Origin of the sequence: Microbacterium sp. NPDC057658 (assembly GCF_042799975.1) — a bacterium.
Lineage (GTDB): Bacteria > Actinomycetota > Actinomycetes > Actinomycetales > Microbacteriaceae > Microbacterium.
The window spans coordinates 1,484,528-1,499,962 of sequence record NZ_JBHVHT010000001.1; the positions used below are offsets into that span (position 1 = coordinate 1,484,528).

General features: G+C 71.6%; 14 protein-coding genes. 7 read left to right on the plus strand and 7 right to left on the minus strand.

Features of this window, described 5'->3' with window-relative positions; all coding sequences use genetic code 11:
* Window positions 1-24: 24 nt before the first annotated feature.
* Complete coding sequence (locus ACFU8V_RS07040; RefSeq protein WP_025103874.1) at window positions 25-609, minus strand: TetR/AcrR family transcriptional regulator; 585 nt, start codon at window positions 607-609, stop codon at window positions 25-27.
* A 98-nt stretch (window positions 610-707) separates the two neighbouring features.
* Here ACFU8V_RS07040 and ACFU8V_RS07045 point away from each other — a divergent pair, with 98 nt between their 5' ends.
* Both ACFU8V_RS07045 and ACFU8V_RS07050 read left to right on the plus strand, forming a co-directional pair.
* Window positions 708-1,214, plus strand: a complete 507-nt coding sequence (locus ACFU8V_RS07045; RefSeq protein WP_085606731.1) for a hypothetical protein — start codon at window positions 708-710, stop codon at window positions 1,212-1,214.
* Between the two features lie 36 nt (window positions 1,215-1,250).
* Window positions 1,251-1,916: an SDR family oxidoreductase gene (locus ACFU8V_RS07050; RefSeq protein ID WP_085606729.1), complete on the plus strand. Its 666-nt coding sequence runs from the start codon at window positions 1,251-1,253 to the stop codon at window positions 1,914-1,916.
* On the opposite strand, the gene ACFU8V_RS07055 is transcribed toward ACFU8V_RS07050, so the two are convergent.
* From ACFU8V_RS07055 to ACFU8V_RS07080, 6 genes are all read right to left on the minus strand, one after another.
* Window positions 1,910-3,130: a multidrug effflux MFS transporter gene (locus ACFU8V_RS07055; RefSeq protein WP_231729416.1), complete on the minus strand. Its 1,221-nt coding sequence runs from the start codon at window positions 3,128-3,130 to the stop codon at window positions 1,910-1,912. The genes ACFU8V_RS07050 and ACFU8V_RS07055 overlap by 7 nt on opposite strands.
* Window positions 3,127-4,110, minus strand: coding sequence for an alpha/beta hydrolase (locus tag ACFU8V_RS07060; RefSeq protein ID WP_062766349.1), 984 nt, complete (start codon window positions 4,108-4,110; stop codon window positions 3,127-3,129). Before ACFU8V_RS07060 ends, ACFU8V_RS07055 begins: the two co-directional genes overlap by 4 nt.
* Window positions 4,107-5,078 (minus strand): alpha/beta hydrolase, encoded by a 972-nt coding sequence (locus ACFU8V_RS07065; protein WP_062766352.1) that lies wholly within the window; start codon window positions 5,076-5,078, stop codon window positions 4,107-4,109. The genes ACFU8V_RS07060 and ACFU8V_RS07065 overlap by 4 nt, the downstream gene beginning before the upstream one ends.
* A gap of 23 nt (window positions 5,079-5,101) precedes the next feature.
* The gene (locus ACFU8V_RS07070) at window positions 5,102-6,061 is read right to left on the minus strand and encodes an aldo/keto reductase (RefSeq protein ID WP_062766355.1); all 960 of its coding nucleotides are present in this window, start codon (window positions 6,059-6,061) and stop codon (window positions 5,102-5,104) included.
* Window positions 6,062-6,069: 8 nt separating this feature from the next.
* Window positions 6,070-7,170, minus strand: coding sequence for a zinc-binding dehydrogenase (locus tag ACFU8V_RS07075; protein ID WP_025103880.1), 1,101 nt, complete (start codon window positions 7,168-7,170; stop codon window positions 6,070-6,072).
* A 95-nt stretch (window positions 7,171-7,265) separates the two neighbouring features.
* On the minus strand, window positions 7,266-8,000 hold the full coding sequence (locus ACFU8V_RS07080) for an SDR family NAD(P)-dependent oxidoreductase (RefSeq protein WP_303708327.1): 735 nt from the start codon (window positions 7,998-8,000) through the stop codon (window positions 7,266-7,268).
* Window positions 8,001-8,100: 100 nt separating this feature from the next.
* Here ACFU8V_RS07080 and ACFU8V_RS07085 point away from each other — a divergent pair, with 100 nt between their 5' ends.
* From ACFU8V_RS07085 to ACFU8V_RS07105, 5 genes are all read left to right on the plus strand, one after another.
* Entirely contained in the window at window positions 8,101-9,063 is a 963-nt protein-coding gene (locus tag ACFU8V_RS07085) for an aldo/keto reductase (protein ID WP_025103882.1), read from the plus strand.
* Window positions 9,064-10,242: 1,179 nt separating this feature from the next.
* The gene (locus ACFU8V_RS07090; protein ID WP_315107658.1) at window positions 10,243-11,772 is read left to right on the plus strand and encodes an ABC transporter substrate-binding protein; all 1,530 of its coding nucleotides are present in this window, start codon (window positions 10,243-10,245) and stop codon (window positions 11,770-11,772) included.
* A 73-nt stretch (window positions 11,773-11,845) separates the two neighbouring features.
* Window positions 11,846-12,787, plus strand: a complete 942-nt coding sequence (locus ACFU8V_RS07095) for an ABC transporter permease (protein WP_025103884.1) — start codon at window positions 11,846-11,848, stop codon at window positions 12,785-12,787.
* Window positions 12,784-14,580: a dipeptide/oligopeptide/nickel ABC transporter permease/ATP-binding protein gene (locus ACFU8V_RS07100; protein ID WP_025103885.1), complete on the plus strand. Its 1,797-nt coding sequence runs from the start codon at window positions 12,784-12,786 to the stop codon at window positions 14,578-14,580. Before ACFU8V_RS07095 ends, ACFU8V_RS07100 begins: the two co-directional genes overlap by 4 nt.
* Window positions 14,577-15,425: an ATP-binding cassette domain-containing protein gene (locus tag ACFU8V_RS07105; protein ID WP_029989391.1), complete on the plus strand. Its 849-nt coding sequence runs from the start codon at window positions 14,577-14,579 to the stop codon at window positions 15,423-15,425. Before ACFU8V_RS07100 ends, ACFU8V_RS07105 begins: the two co-directional genes overlap by 4 nt.
* The last annotated feature ends 10 nt before the right edge of the window (window positions 15,426-15,435 follow it).

Consider the following 15,435-nt stretch of genomic DNA (forward strand, 5'->3'; position numbering starts at 1 on the left):
CGTGGCGTGTGGGCGATGTCGAGGTCAGCGTCGCCAGGGAGCGAGGATGCTGTCGAGGACCGCGAAGTGCGCCTCCGGCGTCTGCGGCTCCGTGACCTCGACGACCTGCTGGCCGTAGGTGATCGAGCGCAGGAGGGCGAGGAGGTCGCCGGTGGGGGTGTCGGGGCGCAGCTCGCCGTCGGTCGCCGCCTCGTCCAGGGCCTCCCGGATGCTGTCCTGCCACGTCGCGAGAGTCGGCGCTCCGGCATTGGGGGCCGGGGCGAGAGTGGCCAGGCGCCCCCAGAAGCCGACGACCACGTGCGCCTCGGTGCGGGTGCGCTCGTCGACGGGGAGCACCTCGCCCATCAGGGCCCGCAGGCGGGCGAGTCCGCGGAGCCCGGTCGTGGCTGCGGCGATGCGCTCGTCGGTGCGGCGGGTGACCTCGGCCGCCGCGGCGCGCACGACGTCGTCGAAGCCGTCGAAGTAGTGCCACAGGGAGCCGGTTGCGACGCCGAGCTCCTTCGCGACCGCCCGCGAGGACACGCTCTCATGACCGTCCCTGGCGGCGACAACGAGCAGCGCGTCGGCGATCTGGCGGCGACGCTCATCATGGTCGACGATGCGGGGCACGTGCTCATTGTGTCGCATTGCGACCGGGTCTCGCTTTTTTGAGCGACCGATCAATATACTTCGGCTGTGGACCTCCTGCTCCCGGCAGCATCGTGGCGATGGCGGCGGCGGCGCTCGTGTCGGCCGGCGCCTGCCTCGCTGCGCGCCGTGCCGTGCCGTGGCAGGGACGCCAGGCGGCAGTGGTGATGGCGTCGGGGATGCTGCTGATGGCCGCGGGGGTCCTCGACGCGCTGGGCGACATCATCTGGGGTGCGTTGCTGCTGCTCTCGGCCATGCTCGGGACGATGGGGGTGCGCGGAATGCCGTCCGCGCCCGCGTGCTGCCACCGGGCGCTGGGCTCGCTCGTGATGGCGGCGTGCATGTTCGAATCCGCCTCGACCCCGGGGTCGGTCGCCGGCGTCGAGGCCGCTCTTGGTCACGGCGGGCATGGTCTCGGCGGTGTGCTCTCGGCGTTCGTGCTGGTGGGTGCTCTCGGGGTCGTCGGGTGGGCGTTCGCGGCCTCGTGGCGCCGTTCCGAGCTGCACCGCGGGGGAGCGGCGCGGTCGCTGACGGTCGAGTCCTGGGCGATGGCCGGCGGTGTCGTCGTGATGTGCGCCGGGATGTGATCGTGGAGCGTGAGGGAGGTCCGCTACCGTGAACGCATGCCCCTCGCCCTGATCACCGGTGCCGCCCGCGCGAACAGCATCGCCGCCGGCATCGTCCCGCGCCTGCGCGCCGCGGGGTGGACGGTCGTCACCAGCGATCTGCGCGACGCCGACCACCCGGCGGACCTGTCGACGCCGGACGGCCCCGCATCCCTCGTGGCGGAGGTGAATGCAGAGCACGGCCCGATCTCGGCGCTGATCCTCAGCCACGCGCACGATGTCGAGTCCGGAATCCTCGACACCACGGCGGAGAGCTTCGACCTGCACGTCGCTGTGAACGCGCGGGCGAGCCTGCTCCTGATCGCAGCGTTCGCACGCCAGGTCGGCGAGGACGGCGGCGCGATCGTGGCGCTCACGAGCGATCACGTCACCGGCAACCTTCCGTACGGCGCTTCCAAGGGCGCGCTCGATCGGCTCGTCATCTCCGCCGCCCGCGAACTCGGTCCGCGCGGCATCTCCGCGAACGTGCTGAACCCCGGCCCGATCGACACCGGCTGGATGGATGACGAGACCCGCACCTCCCTGGGGGAGATGACGCCGCTGGGCAGGCTCGGGCGACCCGCCGACATCGCCGCCGTCGTCGAGTTCCTCGTCTCAGAAGAGGGGCGATGGATCTCGGGTCAGCTCCTGCAGGCGGACGGCGCCTTCTCGGCCCGCTACTGATCGCGGGCCGCGGGCCGGACGAAGGCCCAGGCGGCGAACGCCGCTGCCGCAGCCGCGACCGTCATCGTCACGGCCATCGTGATGGCCGTGGTCCCGCCGAGACCGGCGGCCACGGGGGCGAGCACGGGGCCGAACAGGAATGTCGCCATCCCGAGAAGGGCCGAAGCGGTGCCGGCACGGACTCCGTGATGGGCGAGCGCCAGCGTCTGACCATTGGGCCCGCCGATGCCGGAGCACAGCATGAACGCGACCAACGCGATGACGACACCCCTCATGCCGACGCCCAGAAGCGCCAGCACGAGGAAAGCCGTCGTCACCAGGAGCGTCGCGGTGATCCCGCCCAGGTAGACGCGCAGGGGCCCCCAACGCCGCACCACGAGTCGGCTCAACTGGCTGCCCGCGATACTCGCCAGGGCGCCGGCCGCGAAGGCGACGCTGAACTCCTGCGGGCTGAGACCGAACTCGTCCTGCAGCACGAACGACGACATCGACAGGTAGGTGAAGAACGCGACACCGCCTCCGGCCGCGGCGCACAGCACGGCGACGAAGAGCCGGTCGCGGACGACCGCTCCGGCGTGCGCGCTCCAGACCCGGAGGCCCCCGCGGTGACGGGCGCATGGCGACAGGGTCTCCGGCAGGGCGAACACCACCACGAGCAGCAACAGCACGCCGACCGCGGACAGCACCCCGAAGATCCCGCGCCAGTCCATGATGCGGGCGAGCTGACCGCCCACCACCGGCGCGATGATCGGGGCGGTGCCCGAGACGAGGAACAGCAGCGAGAGCATGCGGGAGAGCTCGACCCCCTCGAACTGGTCGCGGGCGATCGCCAGGCAGATCACGATGCCCGCCGATCCCGCCAGCCCCTGCAGGAAGCGCGCGACGAGCAGCAGCTCGATGTTCGGAGCGACGGCGCACACCGCGGAGAGCACCGCGAACGCCGCGACGCCGACCAGCAGTGGCAGGCGTCTGCCCAGCCGGTCGCTGAGAGGACCGGCGACGAGCTGTCCCAGGCCGAGGCCGATCATGCACGCCGACATCGTCGCCTGCGCCAAGGCCTCGGTCGTGCCGAGCGAGGCCGCGAGCTGGGGGAGCTGCGGCAGGTAGAGGTCCATCGACAGCGGACCGAAGGCTTCCAGCATGCCCAGCACCAGCATCGCCCGCAGAGTGCCCATGCGGGGCCGCGGGGCGTCAGCGGCGAACGGAAGACTCATCCCTCGAGGCGCAGCACGCGGCGCAGCCAGCTCTCCCGCGCGGCCACTGCGGCCCGGGAGACCTCGGCATCGGGGGAGAACCCGGAGAAGCCGTGGTAGCCGCCCGCCCAGACGTGCAGTTCGGCCTGCCCGCCCGTGGCCCAGATCCGCGACGCGTAGTCGACGGCCTCGTCGCGGAAGGTCTCGGCGGCGCCCACCTCGATGAACGCCGGAGCGAGTCCCGACAGATCCGTGGCCCGTGCCGGTGCCGTGTACGGCGACACGCGATCGGTGAACCGGTCCGCCCCGGCGATCGCGTCCCACGCGGTGTCGTTGTTGTTCCGGTCCCAGGCGCCGAAGCCGTCGTACTGGTGGCTCGACGGGGTCTCGTTGCGGTCGTCGAGCATCGGGCAGCCGAGGAGCTGCCCGGCCAGCCGGGGCCCGCCGCGGTCACGGGAGAGCAGCGCGACCGCCGCCGAGAGCCCGCCCCCGGCGCTCTGCCCGGAGGCGATGATGCGGGAGGTGTCGATGCCGAGCTCGTCGGCGTGGGCGACCATCCACTCCAGCGCCGCGTAGCAGTCCTCCGCCTGTGCCGGTCCGGGGTGCTCGGGGGCGAGGCGGTACTCGACCGCGACCCCGACGACGCCGTGCCGCGCGGCGAGGTCGATGAGCTCGGCGGTGCCGAAGAAGCGCGTGCCGAGCACCATGCCGCCGCCGTGGATCGACAGCACCGCCGGTGCCGGGTCCGTGGGCGCCGGCGCCGGGCGCACGACGGTGATCTCGAGGTCCGGAGACCCGACGGGGCCGGGGATGACCCGGTCCTCCCAGGTCACGGCGCGACCGTCCGCCTGCACGGCCATCGGCGGGATGATCGTGGCGAAGTGGTCGCGGTTGGCGTGGATCGTGTCCGCGCGCAGCGGGATGACCTCCACGAGGTCGACGAAGGCGTCGAGTCCGGCGACGAGCTCCGGGTCGTAGGGCACCGGCTCCGGCGTGCTCATGCGGCGGCCCGCCAGATCCGTCGCAGCCAGGAGGCGCGGGCGGCGAGGGCGGCGCGGGTGATCTCGGCCTCCGGCATGTACATGTCGAAGCCGTGGGCGCCGCCGCCCCAGACGTGCAGTTCGGCCTGTCCACCGGTCTCCCAGATCCGGAGGGCGTACGCGGTGTCCTCGTCACGGAACATCTCCGCCTCGCCGACCTCGATGTACGCGGGCGGGAGGCCGGAGACGTCCGTCGCGCGGCTCGGCGCGGCGTAGGCCGGGGCCTCGGTGCTGAACGCGAGCTCCTCGCCGAGGACGCATGACCAGGCGAGGAGGTTCATGTCGCGCTGCCAGGTGCCGATGCCGTCATACTGCCGACTGGCGACCGTGGTGTTGGTGTTGTCGATCATGGGGCACAGCAGCAGCTGCCCGGCCATGACAGGGCCCCGCCGATCGCGCGCCAGCAGGGCGACGGCCGCAGTGAGACCGCCGCCCGCGCTGCCTCCGCCCACGACGATGCGCGCGGGGTCGATGCCGAGCTCCGCGGCGTGGGCGTGCGTCCACACGAAGGCCGCGTAGCAGTCCTCCACGCCCGCGGGGTACGGGTCCTCCGGTGCGAGGCGGTACTCGACGTTCACGGCCACGACGCCGTGCTCCGCGACGATGTCGACGACCCGCGCCGTCTCCCACGAGCGGTGGCCGACGATCATGCCGCCGCCGTGGATGTTCACGAAGCCCGGGAGCGTCGAGGTCTCGGACCCCGCGGGGCGGAAGATCGTGACCTCGATGTCCGGGGCTCCGGGCGGGCCGGGGATGACGCGGTCCTCCCACGTGATGTCCCGGCCGGCGATCACGGTGTCGTTGTCCGGGAACATCCGGTCGACGCCGTCGCGCGGCAGGGTCTCGCGGGTGAGCGGGGGCTGCGGGTTCTTCGCGATCTCGTCGAGCACGGCCTGCACGTCGGGATCGAAGGGGACGGGGATGGTCATGGTTCTCCTCGGGTGGGACGGCGTCAGGGGCCTTCGGGGTCGACGACCCCGCGGTCGGCCCAGAAGGGCTCGACGAGACGGCGCAGCTCGGCGGCGCCGATGCGGTCGACGAGGGCGGCCGCGTCGAGGTTCGCCTGCAGCTGCGCGAGGCGGGAGGCGCCGAACAGGGTGGTCGTCAGGGCGGGGTGGGTGAGGGTGAAGGCGATGCCGAGCTGGGCCGGGGTCACGCCGAGGTCTTCCGCGACCGCGGTGAACGCAGGGACGTCGGCGATGATCCGCTCGCGGATGTCGCCGGGGTCGCGCCCGATCTGCCGGCCGCCGTTCACCGTCCCGGCGAGGATCCCGCCCTCCAGGCAGTCTGAGGCCTGCAGCGTGAGGCCCTGCTCCCAGAGGCGCGCGAACGGCTCGCCGTCCGGGATCGACCGGCGCGAGACGCTGTACTTGAGCTGCGCGATCTGCGGACCGGGCACGCCTTCCGCGGCGGCGAGGTCGATCAGGGTCTGGATGCTCCCCGCCGACCAGTTGTTCACGCCCCACGCGCGGATGAGGCCGGCGTCGGTGAGGGCGGCGAGGTCGAGCACGAGATCGCGCAGCTCGAGGTCGTCGCGGCGCAGGTCGCCGAGGATCACGAGGTCGGCGTGCTCCGTGCCCACCCGCATCAGGGCGTTCTCGAGCTGCGGGCGGAAGCCGTCGGCGCCGAAGGCCTCCAGCCAGAGCTTCGACGACAGCAGCCACTCCTCCCGGCGCAGCCCCGCCGCGCGCACCATCGCCGAGAAGATCACGTCGGTGAAGACGGGCGGGGCGCCGGGTGCGGAGTACACGCCCACATCGAAGAGGTTCACGCCACGGTCGGTGGCCTCGCGCAGGAGTGCGACCGCGTCGGCGAAGTCCATGCGGTCGTAGGTGTGCCACGAGCCCAGCGAGAACAGGGAGGCATGCAGGCCGCTGCGGCCGATCTCGCGAAGGGGGAGGGGAGTGGTCATGATGCTCCTCAGAGGCTCGGGTCGATGACGGCCTTGACCTCATCGAGGTGGTGCATGTGGGCGATCTTCGCGGAGGCGTCGGCGAGTCCGACCGGGGCGCTGAACAGGTCGTCCCACGGGAAGCGGTCGGCGAAGGCCGTGAAGAAGTCGATCGCGCGGGCGTAGTCGGAGATGTCGCCGTTGAGCGAGCCGACCACCGTGAGCTCCTTGCCCATGATCGTGCTGAGGGCGAAGCCGTCTCCGGCGGGGCCGGTCGAGCCGACGATCGCGACGGTGCCGCGCTGGGCGGCCATGCCGACCGCGTCCGGCCCGACGCTCGGGGCGCCCGCGAAGTCGAACACGTGGTCCGCCCCCTGGTCTCCGGTCAGCGCCAGGACCTGGTCGACGACGGGTCCGTCGCGGAAGTCCACGACGGCGTCGGCGCCGAAGCGGGCGGCGAGCTCCAGACGGGCCGCGGGAGCGCCGACGGTGATGACCTGCCCGGCACCCGCGATCTTCGCGACTGCCGTGGCGAAGATGCCGAGGGCGCCGGAGCCCTGCACCACCACGCGGGAGCCGGGGCGGATGCGGCCGGCCCGCTCGAACGCGCGGAGGACGGTCTTCGCGGCGCAGCCTGCCATGGAGGCCCAGGTGTCCTTCACCGCCGCCGGGAGCAGGAGCTTGGCGGCACCCGGGGTCACGTACGCGTACTCGGAGAGCCCGGCCGTCGCGAACGGCGGCACGTCGGCGCGCTGGAGGAAGCCGTAGCCGCGGCGGGAGCAGGCGACCGGTTCCCGCAGCACGACGCACCCGTGGCACTCGCCGCAGGTGGACTCCGACCAGCCGATCCGGTCGCCAGGGGAGAGCGGGCGGCCGAGCGCGTCGCGGGTGTCGGGTCCGGTGGCCACGATCTCGCCGACCATCTCGTGACCGAGGACCATGGGCAGCATGCCGGGGAACGACATCCTCCCCTCCCAGATCTCGATGTCCGTGCCGCACAGCGTGGTGCAGGCGATGCGGACGAGGGCGGCGCCGGGTTCGATCTCGGCGGGCAGCGGGAGATCCTGCAGGGTGAGCGGCTCGCCGTGCGCGGTGAGCACCGCGGCGCGGGTGGTGGTGGGGAGGGTCATGGTTCTCCAGTCGCGGGGCGGGTGGCGGGATCGAAGACGGTCCTCCGCGGTGCCCGGGAGGGGCGGAATCGATCCCGCACGGAGGGGGACGGGGGTCAGACGAGGAGCTGGCCGCCGTCGACGGGGACCGAGACCCCGGTGATGTGGCTGGCGGCCTCGCTCGCGAGGAACAGCACGAGCGGGGTGACCTGGTCGACCTCGGCGATGGTGCCGAGCGGGATGCGCGACTCCCACGAGGCGCGGGCATCGGGGTTCGAGGCGAAGTCGGCGGTCAGGGGCGTGAGCACGGGGCCGGGGGCGACGGCGTTGACCCGCACCCCGGAGCCGGCGAGCTCGATGGCCGCCGTCCGGGTGAGCGCGTCGACCGCGGCCTTCGTGGCCTCGTAGTGCCCGAGGCCGGGAGTGGGCTGCCGGGCGCCGATCGAGGAGATGTTGACGATGGCCCCGTGACCGGCCGCGGCGAGCAGCCCGCCGAAGACCCGCAACATGAGGAACGTGCCGCGGACGTTGACGCGCAGGGCCGCATCGACCGCATCGACCGCGACCTCCTGGAGCGTTCCCCCGCCGGCGACGACGCCGGCGTTGTTGACGAGGACGTCGAGTCCGCCGGCCTCGCGGATCCGTCCGGCCGCCGCCTGCGCCGACGCTTCGTCGCCGATGTCGAGGGGGAGGGCGGTGGCGCCGATCTCGGCGGCGACGGCTGCCGCGGCGCCCTCGTCCACGTCGCCGATGAACACATCATCCCCGGCGGCGCGGAAGGCGGTGGCGATGCCGCGGCCGAGCCCGGAGGCTCCTCCGGTGACGAGGATACGGCGCGGGGAAGCGGTCATGGTCGTCCTCACTGACGGGTGTTCTGACGGGATGAGTCCGTTATATTCTACAAACATAGAAAAATACAACCCCGTGCCCCGAGACGGCGAAGGAGCCCTCATGCCTGATGCGACATACCCCCGCAAGCCGCTGTCTCCGGGAGGCGCGACGGTGCCGCCGCTCGCCCTCGGATCGTGGAACACCTGGGATCGCATGGAGTTCGACGACGCCGTGCAGCTCATCCACCGGGCGGTCGAGCTCGACGCCGGATTCTTCGACATCGCGTACTACAACATGGGACCGCACGCCGAGAACTCACGGACCGACATCCTCTTCGGGGAGGCCTTTCGCGCGAGCGGGGTGGACCGTGCCGACGTCGTGCTGTGCGGCAAGCTCTGGCTCTGGGACTGGCCGAACCAGGGCTTCCGTGGGCAGATCGAGGAGTCGCTCGAGCGGGCCGGCCTCGACCGCTTCGACACCCTCGTGGTGGGGGACTACCTCGACGCCCCGGACATGCCGCGACTCGTCGCCGACGTGAACGCCCTCCTCGTGGACGGCCTGGTCGACTCGTGGGGGATCAACAACTGGCGGATCGCGGACACCAGGGCGGCGCTCGCCGAGGCGGACGCGCAGGGGCTGATCGGCCCCGCGTTCGCGCAGCTCAAGTACGGCATCGCCCGACGGGCCATGGCGGAGGGTGACGCGTACGGCCCGCTGTTCGCCGACGGAACCCTCGCGCTGCAGGCCTCGGACGTGTTCGAGGGCGGAATCCTCGCCACGGGACGGATGCCTCAGCGCAAGATCGGTGCCGATGTCGGGGGTATCCGCGAGCGGATCCTCGCCGTGTACCCCGAGGTCGCGCGGGTCGCGGGGGAGTTCGGGGTGACCCCGGCCGCCCTCGGCATCGCCTTCTGTCTGGCGAACCCCGCGACGGCCACCGTGCTCTTCGGTGCCTCCCGCGTCGCGCAGCTCGAGGAGAACCACGCCGCCCTCGCCCTCGCCCGCGACCACGGAGCCGAGGTCCGCGCCGCCCTCGCCGACTGCCGCGTCGACCATGCCGTCCGCCCCGACGGCACCTGGTGACCCCCGTACCTCCCACGGGATCCCCCTCCGGCGTCCCGCGCCGGCGTCCGCCCCGCCTCCGCCGCCGGTGTCCGGGATCACTTCCGCACCTCCCGCGCGCCCCGCAGGCCCTTTCCTGATCCCGCCTTGCTCCGCGCCCGCGCTCCACTCCGCGTGCGGGATCACTTCCGCACCTCTCGGGCGCCCCACGGGCACGCTTCTGATCCCGCACGGTGTCACCTACTGCGTCCCGGCGGGAAAACGTGCCTCGAGAAGAGAGGGTGCGCCGGGAGGCGACCCTGGTGCCCCGCCCTGTGCCCCTGAGGACCGCTTCGCCCGCGGGATCAGTTCCGCCCCTCGCGCGCGCTCTGCGGGCACGTTTGTGATCCCGTCTTGCTCCGCCTCCACCCCCACCCCGCTGCGGGATCCATTCCGCGCCTCGTCGGCGGCCCGCTGGCACGTTTGTGATCCCGCACGGCGCGACGCTCCGCGCGCCGATTCGAGAACGTGCCGCGTGGGGAGGATGTGTGGTCGATTCTGATCCCGCTTCTGGTGGCGGCTGTGGGTCCGTCGCCGAGTCTGCTGTCCTCGCACGACCGAACCGCTCTCCGGCACCCCGGATCAGAAACGCTCCTCGCCTCCGTGCTGGATCAGAAATGCTCCTAGCCTCCGTGCCGGATCAGAAGTGCTCCTCGGACCGGGGTGGGAGGTGCGTTCTTGATCCCGGGAGGGTGGGTGTGGTCTCCCTCGGGAGCGGCAGCGGAGACCGTTCCCGCCGTCACTCGCTCCGGTTCGGGGTGAAAAGAGTGCCTTGAAGGCGCCGCGGAGGGGTGTTTCTGATCCGGCTGGAGGGGTGCGCGCAGTGGCGGGAGCAAGAACGGGCCCCGCGGGGAGGGGGCGGGTGCGGTATTGATCCCGGCACCGCCACCGGCACCGCCACCGGCACCGGCACCGGCACCGGCACCGGTACCCGCACCGGCACCGCCACAGGCACCCGGGGGACGGGGGTGTGCGCGGGGGAGCAAGGTGCGTGCGCGCTGAGGCATCGGTCCGTGCGGCCGGGGGCGGAAACACGCTTGCGCTCTTTTTCCACGCATGTAGACTAACCAGCACGACACATCGAAGTGGCGTCGGTCCCGGTCTCCGGTCAGCGGCTCTTCGAACCTTCTTCACCACCCCCTGCACCCGAGAGAAGGAACCATGAAACGAATGCCCCTCGCGGTCGCCGCCGCCGTCGCCGCGACCCTCGCGCTCGCCGGCTGCAGCGGCGGCGGAACGCCCTCGCCGTCCGACGGCGGTGGCGCCGAAGGCCCCGACGCCCTCAACATCGGCAACTTCCTCGATGTCACGTCGTGGGATCCGTCCCTCGCCGACATCGGCTTCGACGGCCCCTACCTGTCCGCGGTGTACGACGCCCTGATCGCCCTCGACGCCGACGGCACCCCGATCCCGTCGCTCGCGACGAAGTGGACCGTGGCCGACGACGACCTCAGCATCGACCTCGACATCCGCACCGACGCCGTGTTCAGCGACGGCACCCCGGTCGACGCCGACGCCGTCGTCGCGAGCCTCGAGTACCTCAAGGCCGGCGCCCGGTCCGGTGAGGCCTACGTCAACGCGAAGGGCTTCGAGAAGGTCGACGACGACACCGTCCGCATCGCCCTCACGCAGCGCGACGACACGATCCTCTACCTGATGGGCCTCGGCCGCAGCTACGTCATGCCCCCGGCCTCCATCGAGGCGGGCACGCTCGGCAGCGACCCGGTCGGCTCCGGCCCCTATGTGCTCGACAGCGACACCAGCGTCGCGGGCGCCGAGTACCACTTCACCAAGACCGAGGACCACTGGGACGCGAAGACGTACCCGTTCGCCGAGCTCGCGATCTACCCGATCACCGACGCGACCGCCCGTCACAACGCGATGCTCAGCGGCCAGATCAACGTGCAGTACGGCGACGTGGCCAACCTCGACCAGGCCGAGCAGCAGGGCTGGAACACCGCCCAGCGGGTCTCCGGGTGGGCGGGCCTCGTCATCACCGACCACACCGGCGCGAAGAGCGAGCCCCTCGGCAAGCTCGAGGTGCGCCAGGCGCTGAACTACGCGTTCGACGGTGCGGCCGTCCTCGCGGCGGTCGGCAGCGGTGCGGGCGTGGCCACCAACCAGGTGTTCCCGGACGGCGGCGACATCAACGATCCCGAGCTCAACGACGCCTACGCGTTCAACATGGACAAGGCGAAGGAGCTTCTGGCCGACGCCGGCTACCCGGACGGCTTCGACATCTCGATGCCGATGTCCCCGATCTTCGAGATGTGGAAGCCGTCGGCCGAGCAGGCCCTCAACGAGCTCGGCATCACCGTCACCTGGGACAACATGCAGATGCCGGACTACCAGCTCAACGCACCGAACTACCCGATGTTCATCTCCTTCCTCGCGATGGACGGCAACGACGTGGCCACCGTCTCCCGGCAGCTGACGAGCGTGCAGTGGTTCAACCCGGAGCCCGACTACGCGAAGAACGAGGTCATCGCCCCGCTCGTCGAGAAGGTGCAGACGGAGCGCGGCGACGCGCAGACCGCCGCCATCAAGGAGCTCAACGAGGCCCTCGTCGACCAGGCCTGGTGGTCGGTCTGGTACCAGGCGAACAACATCTACTACACGGCGCCCGGCATCCAGCTGCAGCCCGTCGTGGGGATGATGTTCCCGACGCTGCGGTACATCACGCAGGGCTGAACGCCCGCCGGGGCGGTCGCCACGCGGCCGCCCCGGCACCCCTTCCCCTCCTCCTCACCCTCGAGAGGCCCCCATGCTCCTCTTCACGGCGAAGCGGGTGCTGTCCGGCATCCTCCTGCTCGTCGCGGTCTCGATCGGCACGTTCTTCCTCGCCCACCTCGCGATCAGCGATCCGACCGCGTCGCTCCTCGGGACCACGGCGAGTCCCGCGCAGCAGGAGGCGCTGGCAGCGAAGATCGGTCTCGACCGCCCCCTGATCGTGCAGTTCTGGGACTGGTTCTCCCACGCCGTGCTGCTCGACTTCGGCGTCTCGTGGCGCAACTTCCAGCCGGTCGGTGCGCAGCTCGCGGTCAAGGTCCCCGTCACGCTCTCCGTCGTGACCCTCGCGACCCTCATCACCGCGGTCATCGGCGTCGCCTTCGGCATGATCACCGGACTCCGCCCCGGCACCTGGTTCGACCGGATCATCAAGGGGATCTCCGTCGTCCTCTTCGCGCTCCCCGGATTCTGGGTGAGCCTGGTCCTGGTGATGTGGCTGGCCGTGCAGCTCCAGTGGTTCCCCGCCGTCGGCTACGTCCCGCCGACCCAGTCCGTCGAAGGGTGGCTGCGCTCGATCACGCTGCCGGCGATCTCCCTCGCCCTGGGCGGCATCGTCGCCGTGTCCGAGCAGCTGCGGAACGCCGTGATCGCCCAGAGCCGCCAGGACTGGGTGCGCACCCTCCGCAGCCGGGGCCTGTCCGCCGCCCGGGTGAACCTGCACATCCTCCGCAACGCCTCGCCCGCCGCGCTCACGGTGATCGCCCTGATGTTCGTGGGCCTGCTCTCCGGTGCCATCGTGGTGGAGCAGATCTTCAGCCTCCCCGGTCTGGGGCAGCTCACGAACCAGTCGTCGCAGAACGGCGACATCCCCATGCTGCTCGGGATCACGGTGGTCTCCATCGTCTTCGTCGTCCTCATCAACCTCCTGCTCGACCTCGTGCTCGGCTGGATCAACCCGAAGGTGCGCGTCGCATGACCACGACAGACATCCGCGTCGCCTTCGACCGGGCCGCCCAGAAGCGCCGGTCGAGCCTGTTCCGACGCTTCCTCCGCCACCCCGGCGGCTCCATCCCGCTCGCCATCTTCGTACTCATCGTGCTCGTCGGGGTGTTCGCGCCACTGCTGGCGCCGATGGACCCGAACCTCGTCGACCTCGCAGCCGCGAAGGCCCCGCCCTCCCCGGAGCACCTCCTCGGCGGCGACTCCACCGGCCGCGACATCCTCAGCCGCCTCATCTACGGGACGAGGACGACGCTGTGGGGTGCGCTCATCACGATCGTCACGGCGCTCGTCATCGGGGTTCCGTCGGGTGTCGCAGCCGGGTACTTCGGCGGTGTCTTCGACCGGGTCGCGACCTGGATCAGCGACGCCCTCCAATCGATCCCCGGGATGATCATCCTCCTCGTGGTCGCCGCCGGCAGCCGCAACAACTTCGAGCTGCTGATGGTCACCGTCGGCGTCTTCATGGTCCCGGGGTACTTCCGCATCGCGCGGTCGCAGACGCTCGCCGTCCGCGGCGAGGCGTACATCGACGCCGCCCGTGTGTCGGGCCTGTCGGACGCGCGCATCATCTTCCGCCACGTCATCACGGCCGTCTATCCGCCGGTCATCATCCAGACCGCGCTCACGGCGGGTATCGCCATGGGCATGCAGGCGGGGCTCCAGTTCCTCGGCATCGGCGACTCGAACGTGCCGAGCTGGGGCGCGATGATGCTCGAGGGCTTCCGGCTCATGCTCACCTACCCGCTCATGCTGCTGTGGCCCTCCGCTGCGCTCGGTCTCACGATCGCCGTCCTCGCGATCATGGGCTCCACGCTCGCCGAGCTCGTGCAGGTGCGCACGCCGCGCGCGGCCCGACGGCGGCGGCGCGGAGTGCTCGAGACCGCGGACGAGGTCGCCGCGGCTCCCGCCACGGGCAGTGTCCGCCACGAGGCTCCGGCATCGGCCCTCCGCGTCGAGAACCTGCACGTCGTCCACGCGACGCCGACGGGGGAGACCGAGGTCGTGCACGGCGTGACGCTCGACGTCGCGCCAGGGGAGGTCGTCGGGATCGTCGGCGAGTCCGGGTCGGGCAAGTCGCAGACCGTGTTCTCGGTGCTCGACCTGCTCCCCGCGACCGGCCGGGCGACCGCCGACGCGATCTGGGTCGGTGGAGCGGAGGTCACCCACGCGACGCCGAAGGAGCGCCAGGCCCTGCTCGGACGAACGATCGGCTACGTGCCGCAGGAGCCGATGAGCAATCTCGACCCCTCGTACACGATCGGGCATCAGCTCATCGAGCCGCTGCGCCGCACGCACGGGCTCGCGAAGGCCGCCGCCCGGCAGCGCGCGCGGGAGGTGCTCCTGCGGGTCGGGCTGTCCGACCCCGATCGCGTGATGCGCAGCTATCCGCATCAGGTGTCCGGCGGCATGGCCCAGCGCGTGCTCATCGCCGGCGCGATCGCCGGTCGGCCGTCGCTTCTCGTGGCGGACGAGCCCACCACCGCCCTCGACGTCACCGTGCAGGCCGAGGTCCTCGAACTGCTGCGGGAGCTGCAGGCCGAGTACGGCATGGCGCTGCTCATCGTGACGCACAACTTCGGCGTCGTCGCCGACATCTGCGACCGCGTGATCGTCATGCGCGGCGGCGACATCGTGGAGACGGGGCCTGTGGACGACCTCTTCGCCGCGCCCACCCAGGAGTACACGCGCGAGCTCATCGCCGCGTCGCTCGATGAAGCCGACGGTCGCGCCGCGCTCGACGGACGGCGGACGGAGGTCCCCGCGTGAACACCGCTCCGGTGAACCCCCTGCTGCAGGTGGACGACCTCGTGGTCGAGTACGGCCGGGGTCGGCATGCCTTCCGCGCGCTGCACGGCGTCTCCCTCGACATCGCCCCCGGTGAGTGCCTGGGCCTGGTCGGCGAGTCCGGATCCGGGAAGTCGACGCTCGGCAAGGCCATCCTCGGCCTGGCCCCGGTGACGGCGGGCCGCATCCGCTTCGACGGCCGGGACATCGGCCGGCTCGGCGGCCGGGCCCGACGGGCGCTCGCCGACGACGTGCAGGTCGTGTTCCAGGACCCGTACGGCTCCCTCAACCCGGCACTGACCATCGGCGATATCCTCGCCGAGCCGCTGCTGACGACGGGGATCGGGGCGAAGGCCGCCGAGAAGCGCGTGCGCGACATGCTCGACCGCGTGCGGCTGCCCTCCGCGAGCATGGACCGGTACCCGAGCGAGTTCTCCGGCGGGCAGCGGCAGCGCATCGCGATCGCCCGCGCCCTCGTGCGCGGTCCGCGGCTGATCGTGTGCGACGAGCCGGTCAGTGCGCTCGATCTCACCACGCAGGCCACCATCCTCGACCTCTTCATCGAGCTGCAGCGCGACACCGGCGTGGCCTACCTGTTCGTCTCGCACGACCTCGGCGTCGTCCGGCGGGTCTGTCACCGGGTCGCCGTGATGTACCGGGGCGAGATCGTCGAGATCGGAGACGGGGAGCAGGTCACGCGCGCGCCGCGTCACCCGTACGCCGAGCGCCTGCGGCTGGCCTCGCCCGTCGCGGACCCGGTGGCTCAGCGGGAACGCCGGGCGCAATGGCTCGCTCTGCGGGAGGTGCCCGATGCGGCGGTACGGTAGCTCCAGGCCG